Here is a 14,575-nt window from a genome sequence, read left to right as displayed (position 1 = left end):
CCGCGACGCCGCTACACGGCGAGCAGCTCGGTGCTGCCCAGCCCGAGCCCGTCCAGGGTGGACCTGACCTCGCCGGTGTAGACCGGGTTCATCAGCAGCGCCGCGCGCGGCGGCGAGTCGAGCAGGTCCTTCGGCGCGCGGATCGGCAGGCCGAGACCACCCATGAAGCGGCCCTGCAGGCCCGGGTTGATGTCGACGACGCCGCGCACCGCACCCGGGCCGGCACCCCCGCCCTCGACGACGTTGAGGAAGGTCAGTCCCTTCGCCCCGCCGCCCCAGACGACGATCTCGTCCCCCGCGGACGCCCGCTCGCCCAGCCAGGACCGCCAGCGTCCGACCTGGTCGCCGACCCGGGCCGCGAAGTCGAGGCAGGCGGTGCGGAGCCGGTCGAGCAGCTGCGGTGCGAGGGCCGCCGGGCCGGGCGTGCCGTCCGGGCCCGCCTCGGCGACGACGTACTGGTCGGCGTAGGTGAGCCGGGTCGCCGGATCGGCGAATCCGGCGCCGAGCAGGAAGGTGCGCAGCGTCGCCGGGGTGAAGTAGGAGCAGCCTCGGCGAGCAGCGCGCGACCGCCGCCGCGGCGGAGCCCGGCGTGCAGCTCCGCGCCGAACCCGGCCAGCGCCGGGATGTGCTCCAGGGTGTGCCGGCAGACCAGCGCGGCGGTGCCCGGCTCGACCTGGTCGCGGGCGAACTCGGCCGGGACCGCGGTGAGCCGGCCGGCGAGCTCCGGGCGGACCCGCTCCGGGACGAAGTGCGGGTCGATCCCCGTCACCCGGCCGGCGCCGGCCCGGAGCAGCTCGGCCGCGAAGTCGCCGGACCCGCAGCCGACCTCGACGACGTGCGCGCCGGCCAGCCCGAACCGCGCCACCCAGTCGGCGGCGATCTGCTCGGCGTAGGCGGCGAACCGGGGCGAGTGGTGCTGGGACTCCTCGTGGTCGCCGGAGTAGTCGAGCAGCTCCGGGGCGAAGTCGCGGTTGAACACGGTCCCGCAGTGCTCGCACAGCACCAGCACCTGGTCGCCGACCGACACGGCGCGGGCCGACGCCGGATCGGCCAGCACCGCCGTCCCGTGCACCGGGAGTCCGGTCACCGAGAAGAACGGCTCGGCGGCGGGGGCGTCGCACGCGGGGCAGCGGTTGAGCACCCGGCGAGACTAGTTCACCCGTTGGTGGGTGCCCCCGGGACGGCCAGGTAGTCCGAGACGCGCGGGGTGAACGACGCCAGTGCCGCCACCACGGTCAGCACCGCGGCGCCGACGCCGAGCCCGGCCAGCACGGCGGGCACCCCGGACGCGGCGGTGAACGGCGACGGCGTCCCGGGTGGGACGAGCGCCAGCAGCGCGCCGACCGCACCGGCGAGCACCAGGCCGGTGCGGGCACGGGCGCGCCCGGCCAGCATCCGGTGGGCGAGCGCCGCCGGCACCGCCAGCATGATCAGGACGAGTGCGGTGGTGGTGAGCACGCCGCTGCGCGGGGGCGTCGTCGCTGCGACCAGTACCGCGGCGACCTGCGTGGCGACGGCCGCGGCCCACCAGCCGACGGCGCGGCGCACCTGTGGCGGAGGCTCGTCCATAGCGTCGACGACGGTACCCGACAGACGGCCGTATTTCGCCCGAAACACCCAGTCGTTACCTGCCCCGCCGGCCATCCCGCGTCAGCGGTCCAGGACGCCGGGCGGGTCCTCCGCGACCGGCACCGGCGCTCCGCCGGTGCCGAGCAGCCGCTGCCAGACCGGATGGTCGACGACGTCCGGCACGCTCTCCACCTTCCGGTACGCCGCCAGCACCTCGACCGCCCGCGCGGCGTCGCCCTCGGTCCCGGCGTGCACCGTGCGCGCGAGCTCCGGCCAGGACTCCCCGCCGAGGATGCCGTTGGCGTCGTCGGCGCGGTGCGCGGTCTGGAACGCGGTGACGGCCTCGACCGTCCGCTCGTCGTAGCGGCCGTCCGGCTTCGCGTGCAGCGTCCCGGCGTCGCGCAGCAGGTACTGCGCCGCCTCGACCAGCGCGCCGGAGGACCCCTCGCGCAACAGCGGCCAGCTCGCCTTGCCCGCCTCGGTCCGGGACAGCCGGCGCCCGAGCAGCCCGGCGACCTCCGAGCGCAGCCGCGGCAGCATCCCGTAGAGCCGGTCACCCGGGCAGATCGTGTTGCGGTAGTCGCGGTGCCCGTAGAGCTCGGTCGGCGCGATCCCGTACTTCATGCAGATGTAGGCGCAGGTGGCGCGCAGCGAGTTCCACAGCGCCGCCGTCGGATCGACGCCGATGTAGGTGCCCTCGTTCTCGATCCCGATCGCGATCACGTTCTGGCCGGGGCTGTGCGCGCCCTCGACGACGCGGCGGCCGCCGTTGAGCTCGCCCAGGCTGTACAGCCTGCCCTCCATGATGTGCCCGCCGCGGGAGATCGTGAAGTGCTGGCCGGAGTCCAGCCATCCGTTGCTGTCCATGTGGTACGCCTGGATGCCCCGGGCGAGCCGGTGCGCCGCACCGACACTGTAGTCGGTGGTGTTCGCCCCGGCCGTGTGGTGCACCAGGATCCGGATCGGCCGCCGGTCCCAGATCTTCGGCGGGAACTTCGGCTTCCGCGCCCCCCACTCGAAGCACCGCGCGATGTACGGGGCCCGGACGGCCTCGGCCAGCCCGCCGGCCCCGGCGGCCGGCCCGGGCATCCCCTGCGGTCCGGGCACGGAGTCCGGGCCGGGCACGGTCGCGGGGCCCGGCCGCGGCGCGGGCTCGGTGGTCGGCGGCTCGGCCGCGTGCGCCCGGCCGGCCATGCCCGGCACCACCAGACCGGCCCCCGCAGCAGCTCCGACGACCAGCGCACCGCGCCGGCTCCAGCGTGCGCGCCCCTCCGCTTCGCCCATGGTCGTCCGCCCTTCCGGACGTCACCCGATACCACCGGCGTCGCCCTGAGTCACATGCGCCACGGACGTCCCCTGCGTCTCTGGCGTCACGCCATTCTCGGCTATCACAGCTGATCGACGTGTCGGGCACGCCGGACGAATGCGTCACTCGCTCGTGTCGCTGCGCCGGGCGGCAGCCGGCCTTGCCACTGGTTACCGACCAGTAATACCCTGGAGGCAGTTACCGGCCGGTAATGGGATCGGCCCTGGCAGGAACGGCGGTGAAGGACTGATGGGCCACTACAAGAGCAACCTGCGCGACCTCGAGTTCAACCTCTTCGAGGTCTTCCGGGTGCAGGACCACCTCGGCACCGGGCCGTTCGAGGGCGTCGATCTCGACACCGCCAAGGGCGTGCTGACCGAGCTGTCCGCGGTCTGCACCGGCCCGCTCGCGGAGCACTACGCCACGATCGACCGCAATCCGCCGGTCTTCGACCCGGCGACGTTCTCGGTGAGCACCCCGCAGGAGCTCAAGGACGCCTACAAGGTCCTCTGGGACGGCGAGTGGTGGCGCCTGGGCCTGCCGACCGAGCTGGGCGGCTACGGCATCCCGCCGTCGGTGCAGTGGGCCGCCGCCGAGATGATGCTGGGCGCCAACCCGGCCGTCTTCATGTACATGGCCGGGCCGAACTTCGCCGGCATCGTGCACCGCAACGGCAACGACGAGCAGAAGCGCTGGGCCGAGCTCATGATCGAGCGCGGCTGGGGCGCGACCATGGTGCTGACCGAGCCGGACGCCGGGTCGGACGTCGGCGCCGGCCGCACCAAGGCCGTCGCGCAGGACGACGGCACCTGGCACATCGAGGGCGTGAAGCGCTTCATCACCTCGGCCGAGCAGGACTTCACCGAGAACATCCTGCACCTGGTGCTGGCCCGCCCCGAGGGCGCGAAGCCGGGTACCAAGGGCCTGTCGCTGTTCCTCGTGCCGAAGTTCCACTTCGACACCGAGACCGGTGAGCCCGGCGAGCGCAACGGCGCCTTCGTGACGAACGTCGAGCACAAGATGGGCCTCAAGGCGTCCACCACCTGCGAGCTGACCTTCGGCGCGCACGGCACGCCCGCGGTCGGCTGGCTGCTCGGCGACGTCCACGACGGCATCGCCCAGATGTTCCAGGTCATCGAGTACGCCCGGATGATGGTCGGCACCAAGGCCATCGGCACGCTGTCGGCCGGCTACCTGACCGCGCTGGACTTCGCCAAGGAGCGGGTGCAGGGCGCCGACCTGACCCGGATGACGGACAAGACCGCGCCGCGGGTGACGATCACCCACCACCCCGACGTCCGGCGCAGCCTGATGCTGCAGAAGGCGTACGCCGAGGGGCTGCGCGCCGTCTACACCTACACCGCGACGTTCCAGGACCGGATCCGGCTCGGCGACGAGGGCGGTACCGGCGGAGGGATCAGCACGGAGCTGGCGGAGAAGGTCAACGACCTGCTGCTGCCGATCGTCAAGGGGGTCGGCTCGGAGCGGGCCACCGAGCAGCTCGTCCAGTCGCTGCAGACCCTCGGCGGCTCCGGCTTCCTGCAGGACTACGCGATCGAGCAGTACATCCGGGACGCCAAGATCGACTCGCTGTACGAGGGCACCACCGCGATCCAGTCGCTGGACTTCCTGTTCCGCAAGATCGTGCGGGACAACGGCCAGGCGCTGGCGCACGTCGCGGGGGAGGTGTCCGCGTTCATCGACTCCGACGCGGGCAACGGCAGGCTCAAGGAGGAGCGCGAGCTGCTGCGCACCGCGCTCACCGACGTCCAGGGCATGCTCGGCTCGCTGACCGGGCACCTGTACGCCTCCGCCGAGGACGTCACGAACCTGTACAAGGTCGGCCAGCACACGGTGCGGCTGCTGATGGCGGTCGGTGACCTGCTCGTCGGCTGGCTGCTGCTCCGGCAGGCGACGGTCGCCCTGGACGCGCTGGGCACGGACGGCACACCGGCCCGGGACCGGGCGTTCTACGAGGGCAAGGTCGGCGTCGCATCGTTCTTCGCCAAGACCGTACTGCCCCGCCTGACCTCGGAGAAGGCGATCATCGACAACGCGGACAACGCGCTGATGGAGCTGGACGAGGCCGCGTTCTGATCCGGCCCCGCCGATGAGACGGGCCCCGGGCGCGGACTCCCCGCCCGGGGCCCGCTCATGTCCGGCGGTGCGGCCGGCGCCGGAGATCATCGGCGCGCTCGTGGCGCCGCGCCCCACGCTACTGGGCGATGTAGCTCTCCAGCTGCTCACGCTCCTGTTCGAGCATGTCGATCCGTGCCTTCACCAGGTCACCGATCGAGACGATCCCGGTGAGCTCACCGTCGACGACCACCGGGAGATGCCGGATCCGGCGGTCGGTCATGACCCGCCCGAGGTCCCCGACGCCGTCGTCCGGGCCGCAGGTCACCACGTCCGCGGTCATCACGTCGGACACCCGGGCGTCGAGCAGTCCGCTGCCCCGCTGGTGCAGCCGGCGGACGACGTCGCGCTCGGACACGATGCCGACCAGGCGGCCGGCGTCGACCACGGGCAGGGCGCCGACGTTCTGCTCGGCGATGCAGCGCAGCACCTCCGTCACCGGCGCGTCCGGCGCCACGGTCGTGACCGTGCTGCCCTTGGTCCTGAGAATGTCCCCGATGCGCATCCGGTAACCCCGATCCCTCGCTCCGCCGTCGGCCGAGGGATCAGGGTACGAATGTGACGGACCTCTCGTCAGCATCCAGACCGAGGGATCACCGGATCAGCCGCCGCAGCGCACGATCGGCTGAGGGTTGTACCTCACCGTCCGCGTCTCCGACTGCGTCTCACCGGTCTGCACGTTGCGCATCGTCCGGGTGTCGGTGGCGGTGAAGCCGGGCGCACCGTTGCTCGGGCTGCACGCCTCGCCCGCCGGGATGTCGACGACCTGCGGCTCGGTCGGGTTGGTCCGCGGACCGGTCGCCGACTCGACCTCCCACATCTTCTGGCCGAAGAAGGTCACCGTGACGTTGCTGGGCGTCCAGTTGGTCCTGATCAGCACGGCCGTCGGCCCGTCGTTGCGGAACTTGACGTCGATCAGGTTGTTGAACACCGTCGCCTCGCGGGCCACCGGGTACCGGCTGATGTAGTAGCTGTGCTCCTTGTGCTCGATGTCGGTCATCCCGGCGAAGTACGACGCGTTGTACAGCGTCGTCGCGAGCTGGGAGACACCGCCGCCGACGCCGCGCGCGGGGTGCCCGTCCTCGATCACGCCCGCCTCGACGTAGCCGTTGGCCTCGTTGCGCGGCAGGGTGACCGCGTTGAGGCTGAACGTCTCGCCCGGTGCGACGATCTGGCCGTCCACCGCCTCGGCGGCGCGCCGGATGTTCTGCCCCGAGTCGGCCGCGAATCCGCCGGTGGTGAAGGTGCTGATCTCGACCGCGTTGCCCAGGGACTCCAGGTCCGCGGTGGTGATCTCGGCGGGCTGCTCGGCGTACACCGCGGGCACCTCGCGCGGGCCCTCGCCGGTGAGCACCGGCAGGACGTTGGCGAAGGTCGCCTCGTAGTCGACCCCGCGGCCGTCCTCCGAGGGGACCACCCGCGGCGGGGTGGACGCGAAGTCCAGCTCGGCGTCGACACCCGGCCGCTCGGTCTCGGCCAGCTGCGGTGCGGCCGCGTCCTCCAGGGTCTTGGTCGCGATCACCGGCTTGAGCTTGGCGGCGCCCTCCGGGTCCGCGGTGAAGCTCAGCGAGCTCGCGATCTGCTCCGGGGGGATGGTCGCGTTGGCGCCCTCGCCGGTGACGGTCAGCGGACCCGAGACGGCGGGGCGGGCGACCTCCTCGATCGCCTGCTGCACGTCGGCGGGCGTGGTGACGGGCTGCTCGATGATCAGCGGCAGCTGCACCGGCTCGCCGTCCGCCCAGCGCTGCTCGACCACACCGACGGCCGCGTCGACGTCGAGCTCCTGGCCGGGCTCGGGCTCGACCGGCTGCGGCTCCAGCCCGTCGAACCGGACCGAGCCCTCGGTCGGCTCCTTCATCACCAGTGGCGCCATCTGCTCGAGCGCGGTGCGGACCGCCCGGTCGTCGGTGGTGTTGACGACCGGAACGTCCCGGTTCCCGAAGAACGACGCGATCCGGGTGAACGGGTTGAGCGGCTGCTCACCGGCCTCGTCGAGGGTGCGCTCGTAGTCCACCCGCAGGCCGGCGGACCGCGGGTCGATCTCGCTCTGGATCTCACCGGCCTGCACCGGGACCGGTGCCGTGGACCGCGGCTCGATCGCGGCCTGCAGCTTCTCGGTCGCGGCCGAGCGGGACATGCCACCGATCTCCTGCCCGGCGACGACGACGCCGCGCGGGACGCTGCCCGAGGACAGCGCGAGATCACCGAGGTACCCGACGGCCAGCAGGCCGAGCGCGACGGCCGCGACGATCAGCGCCTTCGGGCGGCGGCTGCCGGAGCGGCCCTCACCGTCACCGTCGCCGGAACCGGCGGCGTCGGAACCGGGCCCGCCCGGCCCACCGGGCCCGCCGGGGCCACCCGGACCGGTCGCGGCCGTGCCGCCACCGAAGGCCGCGGCGCCGCCGGTGCGGATCTGCTCGGTCCGGGCCGCCGAACCGTCCTCGGCCTGCGCCGACGCGGGCGTCACCCGGGGCAGCACGTGGGTCTGCTGCTCGCTCACCGGCGCGACCCGGACGGTGTCCTGGTCGGTGCTCGTCGGGGCGGGCGGGTGTTCGACGGTCGGGGCGCCCGCGGACTGCGGGGTGGGGGCGGGGACGGTCGGCGAGTCCGGCTGCACGGGAGCGGCGGGCTCGGCGGTGTCGCCGGGGGCCTGCTGGGCCCCACCGGCACCGGCAGCACCGGCAGGTCCGCCGACACCGGCAGCACCGCCGGCTCCGCCGGTCCCGGCGGCACCGGTTCCGGCGGCACCGGTTCCGGCGGCACCGGTTCCGGCGGCACCGGTTCCGGCCGCGGTGGCTCCGGCCGCGGCGGCGGCTCCGGCGGCCGCGGCGGCGGGCCGGGGGCCGGGTCCGGGGCGGGTGGCGCCGTCGGGGCGGCTCTCGAGCCGGCCGTCGGGTCGGCTCTCGGGTCGTGCGTCGGCCCGGCCGGCCTCGGCCGGGGGAGTGGAGCCCGCCTGGGGGCCGTTGCCCGGCCGGCCGGCACCGGCCGGCGTCGGGGTGGTCGGCGCCGCAGCCGATCCGGCGGCGGCCGCACCGGCCTGGCCCTGGGGAGCGGCCTGCGGCTGGGCCGCACCCTGGTGGGCCTGCGCCGCACCCTGCTGGGCCGCGCCCGGCTGCCCGGAAACCTGCTGTCCGGAACCCTGCTGAGCCGCGCCGACCTGCCCGGCGCCCTGCTGACCGGAACCCTGCTGCCCAACACCCGGCTGCCCGGCGCCCGGCTGCCCGGAACCCGGCTGACCGGCGCCCTGCTGCCCGGAACCCTGCTGCCCGGAACCCTGCTGCCCGGAACCCTGCTGCCCGGGGCCCGGTGGCTGCCCGGCACCCGGCGCCCCGCCGGAACGCGGCGCGGGCGACGGACGCGGAGATCCGGTGGCCGCGCCCCCGGCGGCCGGAACCGCTCCGGCGCCGGAACGGCCGTCCGGCTCGGACTGCGGGTCGGCGGCCTGACCGGCGACAGACCGGGCCGCGGCGGACTCGGCGGGCGCCTGCTCGGCGGCCTCGGCCGGGTCCGCGGGGCGCGGGACCGGTGACGGCCGTCCGGCCGCCGGGGCGGTTCCGTCGGCCTGCGGTGCGGGGACGGGCCGGGGGGAGGGGCGGCGGGCCGGCATCACCGGCCGGCCGGACGACTCCGTGGTCGCAGGACCCCCTCCGGCCTCGTCACCAGGTCCCGTCGCCGGATCCGGTGAGGACGTCACCGGCTGCTCGGTGGCCTCACCGGACGGGGACTGACGCTCGGGCATGACGTCGGACTTCCTTTCCGCACTGCCGTGGTTCCTGCAGTTCCGCACCCGCGCGGGCCCGCGGAACCAGGGGTCAGAGGTAGAGACCGGTCCCGTACTGGGCGGCCTCGCTGGCCACCGCGTGCAGGTCCCGCTCGCGCATCACCAGATGGGCGATCCCGCCGATCTCGACCTCGTACTGGTCGTCGGCGGCGAGGAGGACACGATCGCCGGCCTTCACCGTGCGGACGTGCTGCCCCACCCCGACCACCTCTCCCCAGACCAGACGCTTGGCGACCTGTGCGGTTGCCGGGATCACGATTCCGGCCGAGCTCCGTCGCTCACCGGCACCCTCGATCGCCTTGATCATGACGCGGTCATGAAGCATCTGGATCTCGAGTTTGGGCTCGGCCACCCGGCAGATGCTACGGGCCGCGCGGGGCGCCCCCGGCAGCGCCCGGGCGCGCGGGGAAGGCCCCGGCCGTGGAACGCCCCGCGGTGCGACCGAGTCGGGGGTCCGGTGGCACCGCGGGGCTCACCAGGGATGTCGTCCCCTACCGGCGAAGCGTTACGGCGCAACTTCATTTCACTCGGACGGGTGAGTGCTCATGTGTTCGCGAGCAGATATCGCCCGAAGTGCGGGACGGTGAAGGCGATCTGGCCGCGCTGCGCCGAGAACACCAGACCCTTCTTCATCAGGCTGTCCCGGGCCGGCGACAGGGACGACGCCCGCCGCTCCAGGTGCTTCGCGACGGCCGCGGTCTCGACCGGCAGGTCCTCGCCGTCGGTCAGCTCGGCCATCGCACGCAGGTACTCCCGCTCAGCGGGGGTGGCCCGCTCGAACCGGGAGCCGAAGAACCCGACGGCCAGCTCGGCCTCCGCCTCCGGTGCGGCCATGGCGACGTCGCGCACCCCGATCGGGCTGGTCGGCGCGGCGTCCCAGGCCGCCTTGCCGTACGCCTGGACGAAGTAGGGGTAGCCGCCGGAGCGCCGGTACAGGTCGTCGAGCGCCTCACGGTCGAACGTCGCGTCCTCCCGCTCGGCCGGCGCGAGCAGCGCGAAGTCGGCGTCCGAGCGGTCCAGCCGATCGATCCGCGAGTACTTGAACAGCCGCTCCGAGTACGACTTCGACGCCGACAGCACCGCGGGCAGGTGCGGCAGCCCGGCCCCGACCACGACCAGCGGCACCCGGGACTGGGACAGCTCGTGACAGGCCGCGCAGAGCGCGGACACGTCCTCGGCGCGCAGGTCCTGCATCTCGTCGATCAGCAGCGCGATGCCCGACCCGACGTCCTGCGCCAGCTCGGCCACCTCGGTGAACAGCTCGACCAGGTCGATCTCGATGTCACCGGAGTCGGCCCGGCCGTTGCGGACCGGCACGTCGATACCCGGCTGCCAGCGGTCGCGCAGCTTGGTGCCCTCCGGCGACGACCGCAGCGCGAACGCCTTGAGCACGCCGAGCACCTCGTCGATCCGCTCCGGGGCGCGGTGCCGGACGGCGAGATCGCGGATGGCGCGGTGCAGCGCCGCCGACAGCGGGCGGCGCAGATCGGCCTCCGGCCGCGCCTCGATCTTCCCCGCCCCCCAGCCGGCGTGCATCGCCATCGAGCGCAGCTCGCCGAGCAGCACCGTCTTGCCGACCCCGCGCAGGCCGGTGAGCACCAGGCTGCGCTCCGGCCGGCCCCGGGCGACCCGCTCCAGGACGATCTCGAAGGCGTCCACCTCGCGGTCCCGGCCGGCCAGCTCGGGCGGGCGCTGCCCGGCGCCGGGGGCGAACGGGTTGCGCACCGGGTCCATGATCCGACGGTATCCGCCGATCTTCCGGATTCCGTAGACGGCGGTATCGCCGCCCCGGCGTGTCGGCGCCGATCACCCGCCCGGCCCAGCGGCGCGCGTTCGTCATCGCCCCGGGCCCGACGCCGTCGGTGTACCGCAGATGTGGGATCTCCGGGCCGATTCCCGGGTTCGGTGCCGGGCCCGCGGGCCCGCCTGCTCCACACTGGGCGTCGTTCCGGAGGGGGACACGCGCCGGGCCGCCCGAGACCGGGGACCGCCGGCACGTCGACGCGGCGCGGCTGCGCCGGCCGGCCGCCGCGCCGCTCCGATCCCCGTCCGACCCGACGAGCCCCGGGAGATCCCGTGTCCGCTCCGATGTTCGACCTGTCCGGCTCCGTCGCGCTGGTGACCGGCGGCAGCCGCGGGCTGGGCCGTGTCATGGCCGAGACGTTCGCCGCGCACGGCGCCGATCTCGTGCTCGCCGGCCGCAAGCCGGACGCCTGCGAGCGGGCGGCGGCCGAGATCGCGGCCGGGCACGGCGTCCGCGCGATCGGGGTGCCGTGCCACGTCGGCGACTGGGCCGACTGCGACCACCTGGTGGAACGCGCATACGCCGAGTTCGGCCGGATCGACGTGCTGGTCAACAACGCCGGGATGTCGCCGCTCTACGACTCCCCGGAGGACGTGTCCGAGGCGCTCTACGACAAGGTGCTCGCGGTCAACCTGAAGGGACCGTTCCGGCTGACCGCGGTGATCGGCGCCCGGATGGCCGCGCACGGCGGCGGCTCGATCATCAACGTCAGCTCGATCGCCGCCACCCGGCCGACCGCGCACGAGCTGCCCTACGCCGCGGCGAAGGCCGGGCTGAACAGCCTGACCGTCGGTTTCGCGCACACCTTCGGCCGCACCGTGCGGGTGAACGCGATCCAGGCCGGCCCGTTCCTCACCGACATCTCGCGCGCGTGGGACCTCGATGCCTTCGCCGCGCAGGCGGCCGAGACCATCGCGCTCGGACGGGCCGGGGAGCCGGGCGAGATCGCCGGTGCGGCGCTCTACCTGGCATCGCGGGCGTCGTCGTACTGCACCGGGGCCGTGCTGCGGCTGGACGGCGGCTCCCGCTGAGCGGCGCGGCTCGGGCCGCGGCGGTGTTCATCCGCTCCTCCGGGCCGACGACCAGGTGCCCGGCCCGTCCGGCACGACGGACCGCCCATCACCGAGAGTGAGATCGGTCGGGTGTCGCCACTGGTCCGGCGTCGCCCGGTCGACACCGCGCCGACCGTCCGTGAGACGCGGGGACCTGAATCACACTGCTGTAGTCACGATCCGGTGGCCTCGGCCGGCCGACCTTCCGGAACCGGCCGCGACCAGCGAATATGGTGACCGAACACCATGTCGCACCCGTTCCCGCCCCCGGAAGGAAGCGCCGTGACCCGACGTCGTGGACGGCACCGTGCCGCCGAGACGCACCACTCGACGTTGCGGATGCGCCCGAATACGCAGCGTCGTCGCCGGCTGGAGAGCCTGCGAAATCTGCTCGCCGGCACCCGGCCCGGCTGGTGAGCGCGGCGGGGTGCCCGACGGCGCCCCGCCGATCCGGTCGGTCACGCCGATCAGTCCCGCCGATCGGTCGCGCCGATCAGTCCCGCCGGTCGGTCGCGCCGGTCAGTCACGCCGGTGGTCGTCGACGATCTCGCCCTCGACCACCGGTCCGCCGCCGGCCGCGGGACCGGTGATCGTCGGCTGCCCGGTCGGCCGGTACGGCCGCGGCTCGCTCACCGTCTCGCCGTCGACCACGGTCGCGCCGTAGCGGATCCGTGCGGTGCGCAGGCCCGGTGCCGCGCGCTCCGCCGCGTGGACCATCCGCCGGCGGGCGAGCGCGCGGGTCGGCGGGAACACCAGCGCCAGCCCGAGCAGGTCGGTGATCAGGCCGGGCAGGAACAGCAGCACGCCGCCGATCGCGATCAGCAGGCTGTCGGTGGCCTCCTCGTGCGCGAGCTTCCCGCGCTGCACGGCGGCGCCGAGCGCCCGCGCGGCGCGGATCCCCTCGCGGCGGGCGAGGAGCAGGCCCAGCACGGACCCGGCGAGCAGCACCAGCATGGTCCAGCCCGCACCGATCCAGGACGCCAGCGCGACGATCGCCAGCACCTCGAGCACGATGTAGAGCAGCACGAACGGCATGTCCTGGTAACGCGCGACGGCGCCGTTCTGCTCCCGATCCGTCCGAATCCGCCCCGATCGGCGGCTCCTACCAGGTGAGCGCGACCCCCGGATCCTCCAGCAGGGCACCGACGTCGGCGAGGAACCGGGAGCCCTCGGCGCCGTCGACGATCCGGTGGTCGAACGACAGCGCGAGCTGGCAGACGGTGCGCACGGCGAGCTCGCCGTCGACCACCCAGGGCGCCTGCTTGATGGAGCCGACGGCCAGGATGGCGGACTCGCCCGGGTTCAGGATCGGGGTGCCGGTGTCGACGCCGAGCACGCCGACGTTGGTGATCGTGAACGTGCCGCCGACCAGGTCGGCGGGTGCGGTCCGGCCGGCCCGGGCGGTCTCGGTGAGCTCGGTCAGCGCCTCCGCCATCGGGCGCAGCGCGAGCCGGTCGGCGTCGCGGATCTTCGGCACCAGCAGGCCGCGCGGGGTCGCGGCGGCGATCCCGAGCTGCACCCGCTCGTAGTAGACGATCTCGCCGGCCCGCTCGTCCCAGGTCGCGTTGACCGCGGGGGTGCGGGCGGCGGCGAGACAGGCCGCCTTCGCGACGAACGCGAGCGGGGTCAGCTTCACCCCGGCGAACTCGCGCGATCCGCGGAGCCGGTCGCGCAGCGCCATCATGCCGGTGACGTCGACGCTGAGGAACTCGGTGACGTGCGGTGCGGTGAAGGCGCTGGCGACCATCGCGGCGGCGGTGGCCTTCCGGACGCCGCGGATGGGCTCCCGCCGGTCGCCGGCCGGGGCCTGCGCGGCCGCGGGCGCGGGTGCTGCGGCGGGTCCGGGCCCGGCCGCCGGGACGGCGGCGGCCGGGGCGGCGGTCGCGGCGCCCGGGGCGGCGGTTGCGGCGCCCGGGGCGGCTCCCACGCCCGGCGCCGCGGACGCGGCCGGGCCTCCGGCGGCGACCGGGCTCGCGGCCGGGGCTCCGGATTCCGCCGGGCTTCCGGATTCCGCCGGGGCGGCTGATCCGGCCGCGGCGGCGTGCACGTCGTCGCGGGTGATCCGGCCGTGCGGGCCGGTCCCGGTCACCGCGCGCAGGTCGACGCCCAGCTCCCGGGCGAGCAGCCGGACCGGTGGGGGTGCCAGCGGCACGAGCGCCGCGACCGGGCCCGCAGCGCCGACCGCACTGCCGGTACCGGTGCCGGTGCCGGGCGCACTGCCGGCGCCGGTGCCGGTGCCGACCGCACTGCTGGTACCGGTGCCGGTGCCGACCGGCTCGGCCGGGCCGGACTCATCGAACAGGCCGGCGGTGTCGGGGGCGGTGCCGTGGGCCCCGGGTGCGGCCACACCGACCGGGCCCGCACCGGGCACCTCGGCGCGGACGTCCGCCGCCTCACCGGGCCCCACCGCGGCGGCCGCGGCCACCCCGGCCGGGACGTCCGGCTGCGCGGACGCGGGCGACCCCGGCTTCCCGGCGGGCGCGGGCGATCCCGGCGCACCGGCAGGCGCAGCGGCGGTCGCACCGGGAGCGCCGGAAACACCCGGCGCGCGCCGTGGCCGGCGACGCACCGAACCCTGCCGCGGGCCGTACCCGACCAGCGTGGCGATCCGGCCGTCCTTGCCCGCCTCACCGATCTTCGCGCCGGCCTCCTCCTCGGCGGCCCCGCCGGAACCGGAACCGGGGGTGTCGATGGCGATGATCGGCGTCCCGACCTCGATCGTCGCGCCCGGCTCGGCCAGCAGCTCGCCGACCGTGCCCGCCCACGGCGAGGGCAGCTCCACGGCCGCCTTCGCCGTCTCGATCTCGACGATCACGTCGTTGACCTGGATCGTGTCGCCCGGAGCGACCCGCCAGGTGACGATCTCGGCCTCGGTCAGTCCCTCGCCCACGTCGGGCAGGTTGAACAGCTCACGCGTCATCGGGGTC

The 14,575-nt window shown here is 74.7% G+C and carries 13 protein-coding genes; 3 read left to right on the top strand and 10 right to left on the bottom strand.

All coding sequences use genetic code 11. The annotated features are described in order from the left end of the window. Positions 1 to 11: 11 nt before the first annotated feature. The 4 genes from ACVJO7_RS08700 to ACVJO7_RS08685 all read right to left on the bottom strand — a co-directional run bounded on the left by ACVJO7_RS08700 (position 12) and on the right by ACVJO7_RS08685 (position 2,853). Positions 12 to 317: a Rossmann-fold NAD(P)-binding domain-containing protein gene (locus ACVJO7_RS08700; RefSeq protein ID WP_491672467.1), complete on the bottom strand. Its 306-nt coding sequence runs from the start codon at positions 315 to 317 to the stop codon at positions 12 to 14. Further along, positions 254 to 1,141, bottom strand: a complete 888-nt coding sequence (locus ACVJO7_RS08695) for a class I SAM-dependent methyltransferase (RefSeq protein ID WP_491672424.1) — start codon at positions 1,139 to 1,141, stop codon at positions 254 to 256. The genes ACVJO7_RS08700 and ACVJO7_RS08695 overlap by 64 nt, the downstream gene beginning before the upstream one ends. A 14-nt stretch (positions 1,142 to 1,155) precedes the next feature. After that, the gene (locus ACVJO7_RS08690) at positions 1,156 to 1,569 is read right to left on the bottom strand and encodes a hypothetical protein (RefSeq protein ID WP_344027464.1); all 414 of its coding nucleotides are present in this window, start codon (positions 1,567 to 1,569) and stop codon (positions 1,156 to 1,158) included. 81 nt (positions 1,570 to 1,650) lie between these two features. Continuing rightward, positions 1,651 to 2,853, bottom strand: coding sequence for a peptidoglycan recognition protein family protein (locus tag ACVJO7_RS08685; RefSeq protein WP_491672423.1), 1,203 nt, complete (start codon positions 2,851 to 2,853; stop codon positions 1,651 to 1,653). Between the two features lie 271 nt (positions 2,854 to 3,124). On the opposite strand from ACVJO7_RS08685, the gene ACVJO7_RS08680 reads away from it, so the two are divergent. After that, positions 3,125 to 4,972 carry an acyl-CoA dehydrogenase gene (locus ACVJO7_RS08680; RefSeq protein WP_344027468.1) on the top strand — a complete coding sequence of 616 codons (1,848 nt, stop codon included), beginning with the start codon at positions 3,125 to 3,127 and terminating at the stop codon, positions 4,970 to 4,972. Between the two features lie 118 nt (positions 4,973 to 5,090). Here the strand turns inward: ACVJO7_RS08680 and ACVJO7_RS08675 are convergent, their stop codons facing one another. Continuing rightward, complete coding sequence (locus ACVJO7_RS08675; protein ID WP_491672422.1) at positions 5,091 to 5,516, bottom strand: CBS domain-containing protein; 426 nt, start codon at positions 5,514 to 5,516, stop codon at positions 5,091 to 5,093. A 96-nt stretch (positions 5,517 to 5,612) separates the two neighbouring features. Beyond that, positions 5,613 to 7,511, bottom strand: coding sequence for a VanW family protein (locus ACVJO7_RS08670; protein ID WP_491672421.1), 1,899 nt, complete (start codon positions 7,509 to 7,511; stop codon positions 5,613 to 5,615). Here ACVJO7_RS08670 and ACVJO7_RS08665 point away from each other — a divergent pair. After that, the gene (locus ACVJO7_RS08665) at positions 7,491 to 8,540 is read left to right on the top strand and encodes a pentapeptide repeat-containing protein (RefSeq protein ID WP_491672420.1); all 1,050 of its coding nucleotides are present in this window, start codon (positions 7,491 to 7,493) and stop codon (positions 8,538 to 8,540) included. The genes ACVJO7_RS08670 and ACVJO7_RS08665 overlap by 21 nt on opposite strands. 283 nt (positions 8,541 to 8,823) lie before the next feature. On the opposite strand, the gene ACVJO7_RS08660 is transcribed toward ACVJO7_RS08665, so the two are convergent. Together ACVJO7_RS08660 and ACVJO7_RS08655 are read right to left on the bottom strand one after the other, a co-directional pair. After that, a complete protein-coding gene (locus tag ACVJO7_RS08660; RefSeq protein WP_344027476.1) occupies positions 8,824 to 9,144 on the bottom strand; it encodes a GroES family chaperonin in 321 nt (106 codons plus the stop codon). Between the two features lie 191 nt (positions 9,145 to 9,335). Beyond that, a complete protein-coding gene (locus tag ACVJO7_RS08655) occupies positions 9,336 to 10,526 on the bottom strand; it encodes an ATP-binding protein (protein ID WP_344027477.1) in 1,191 nt (396 codons plus the stop codon). Between the two features lie 342 nt (positions 10,527 to 10,868). Between ACVJO7_RS08655 and ACVJO7_RS08650 the strand changes: the two genes are divergently transcribed. Further along, positions 10,869 to 11,627: an SDR family NAD(P)-dependent oxidoreductase gene (locus ACVJO7_RS08650; protein ID WP_491672419.1), complete on the top strand. Its 759-nt coding sequence runs from the start codon at positions 10,869 to 10,871 to the stop codon at positions 11,625 to 11,627. A 540-nt stretch (positions 11,628 to 12,167) separates the two neighbouring features. Here the strand turns inward: ACVJO7_RS08650 and ACVJO7_RS08645 are convergent. Both ACVJO7_RS08645 and ACVJO7_RS08640 read right to left on the bottom strand, forming a co-directional pair. Continuing rightward, the gene (locus ACVJO7_RS08645) at positions 12,168 to 12,683 is read right to left on the bottom strand and encodes an FxsA family protein (protein WP_491672418.1); all 516 of its coding nucleotides are present in this window, start codon (positions 12,681 to 12,683) and stop codon (positions 12,168 to 12,170) included. A 67-nt stretch (positions 12,684 to 12,750) separates the two neighbouring features. Continuing rightward, positions 12,751 to 14,568, bottom strand: coding sequence for a dihydrolipoamide acetyltransferase family protein (locus ACVJO7_RS08640; RefSeq protein ID WP_491672417.1), 1,818 nt, complete (start codon positions 14,566 to 14,568; stop codon positions 12,751 to 12,753). Positions 14,569 to 14,575 lie beyond the last annotated feature (7 nt).

This window comes from Pseudonocardia sp. DxW, assembly GCF_058448985.1.
Note: the sequence above shows the minus strand (reverse complement) of the source record. Positions and strands in the feature narration are given on the sequence as shown.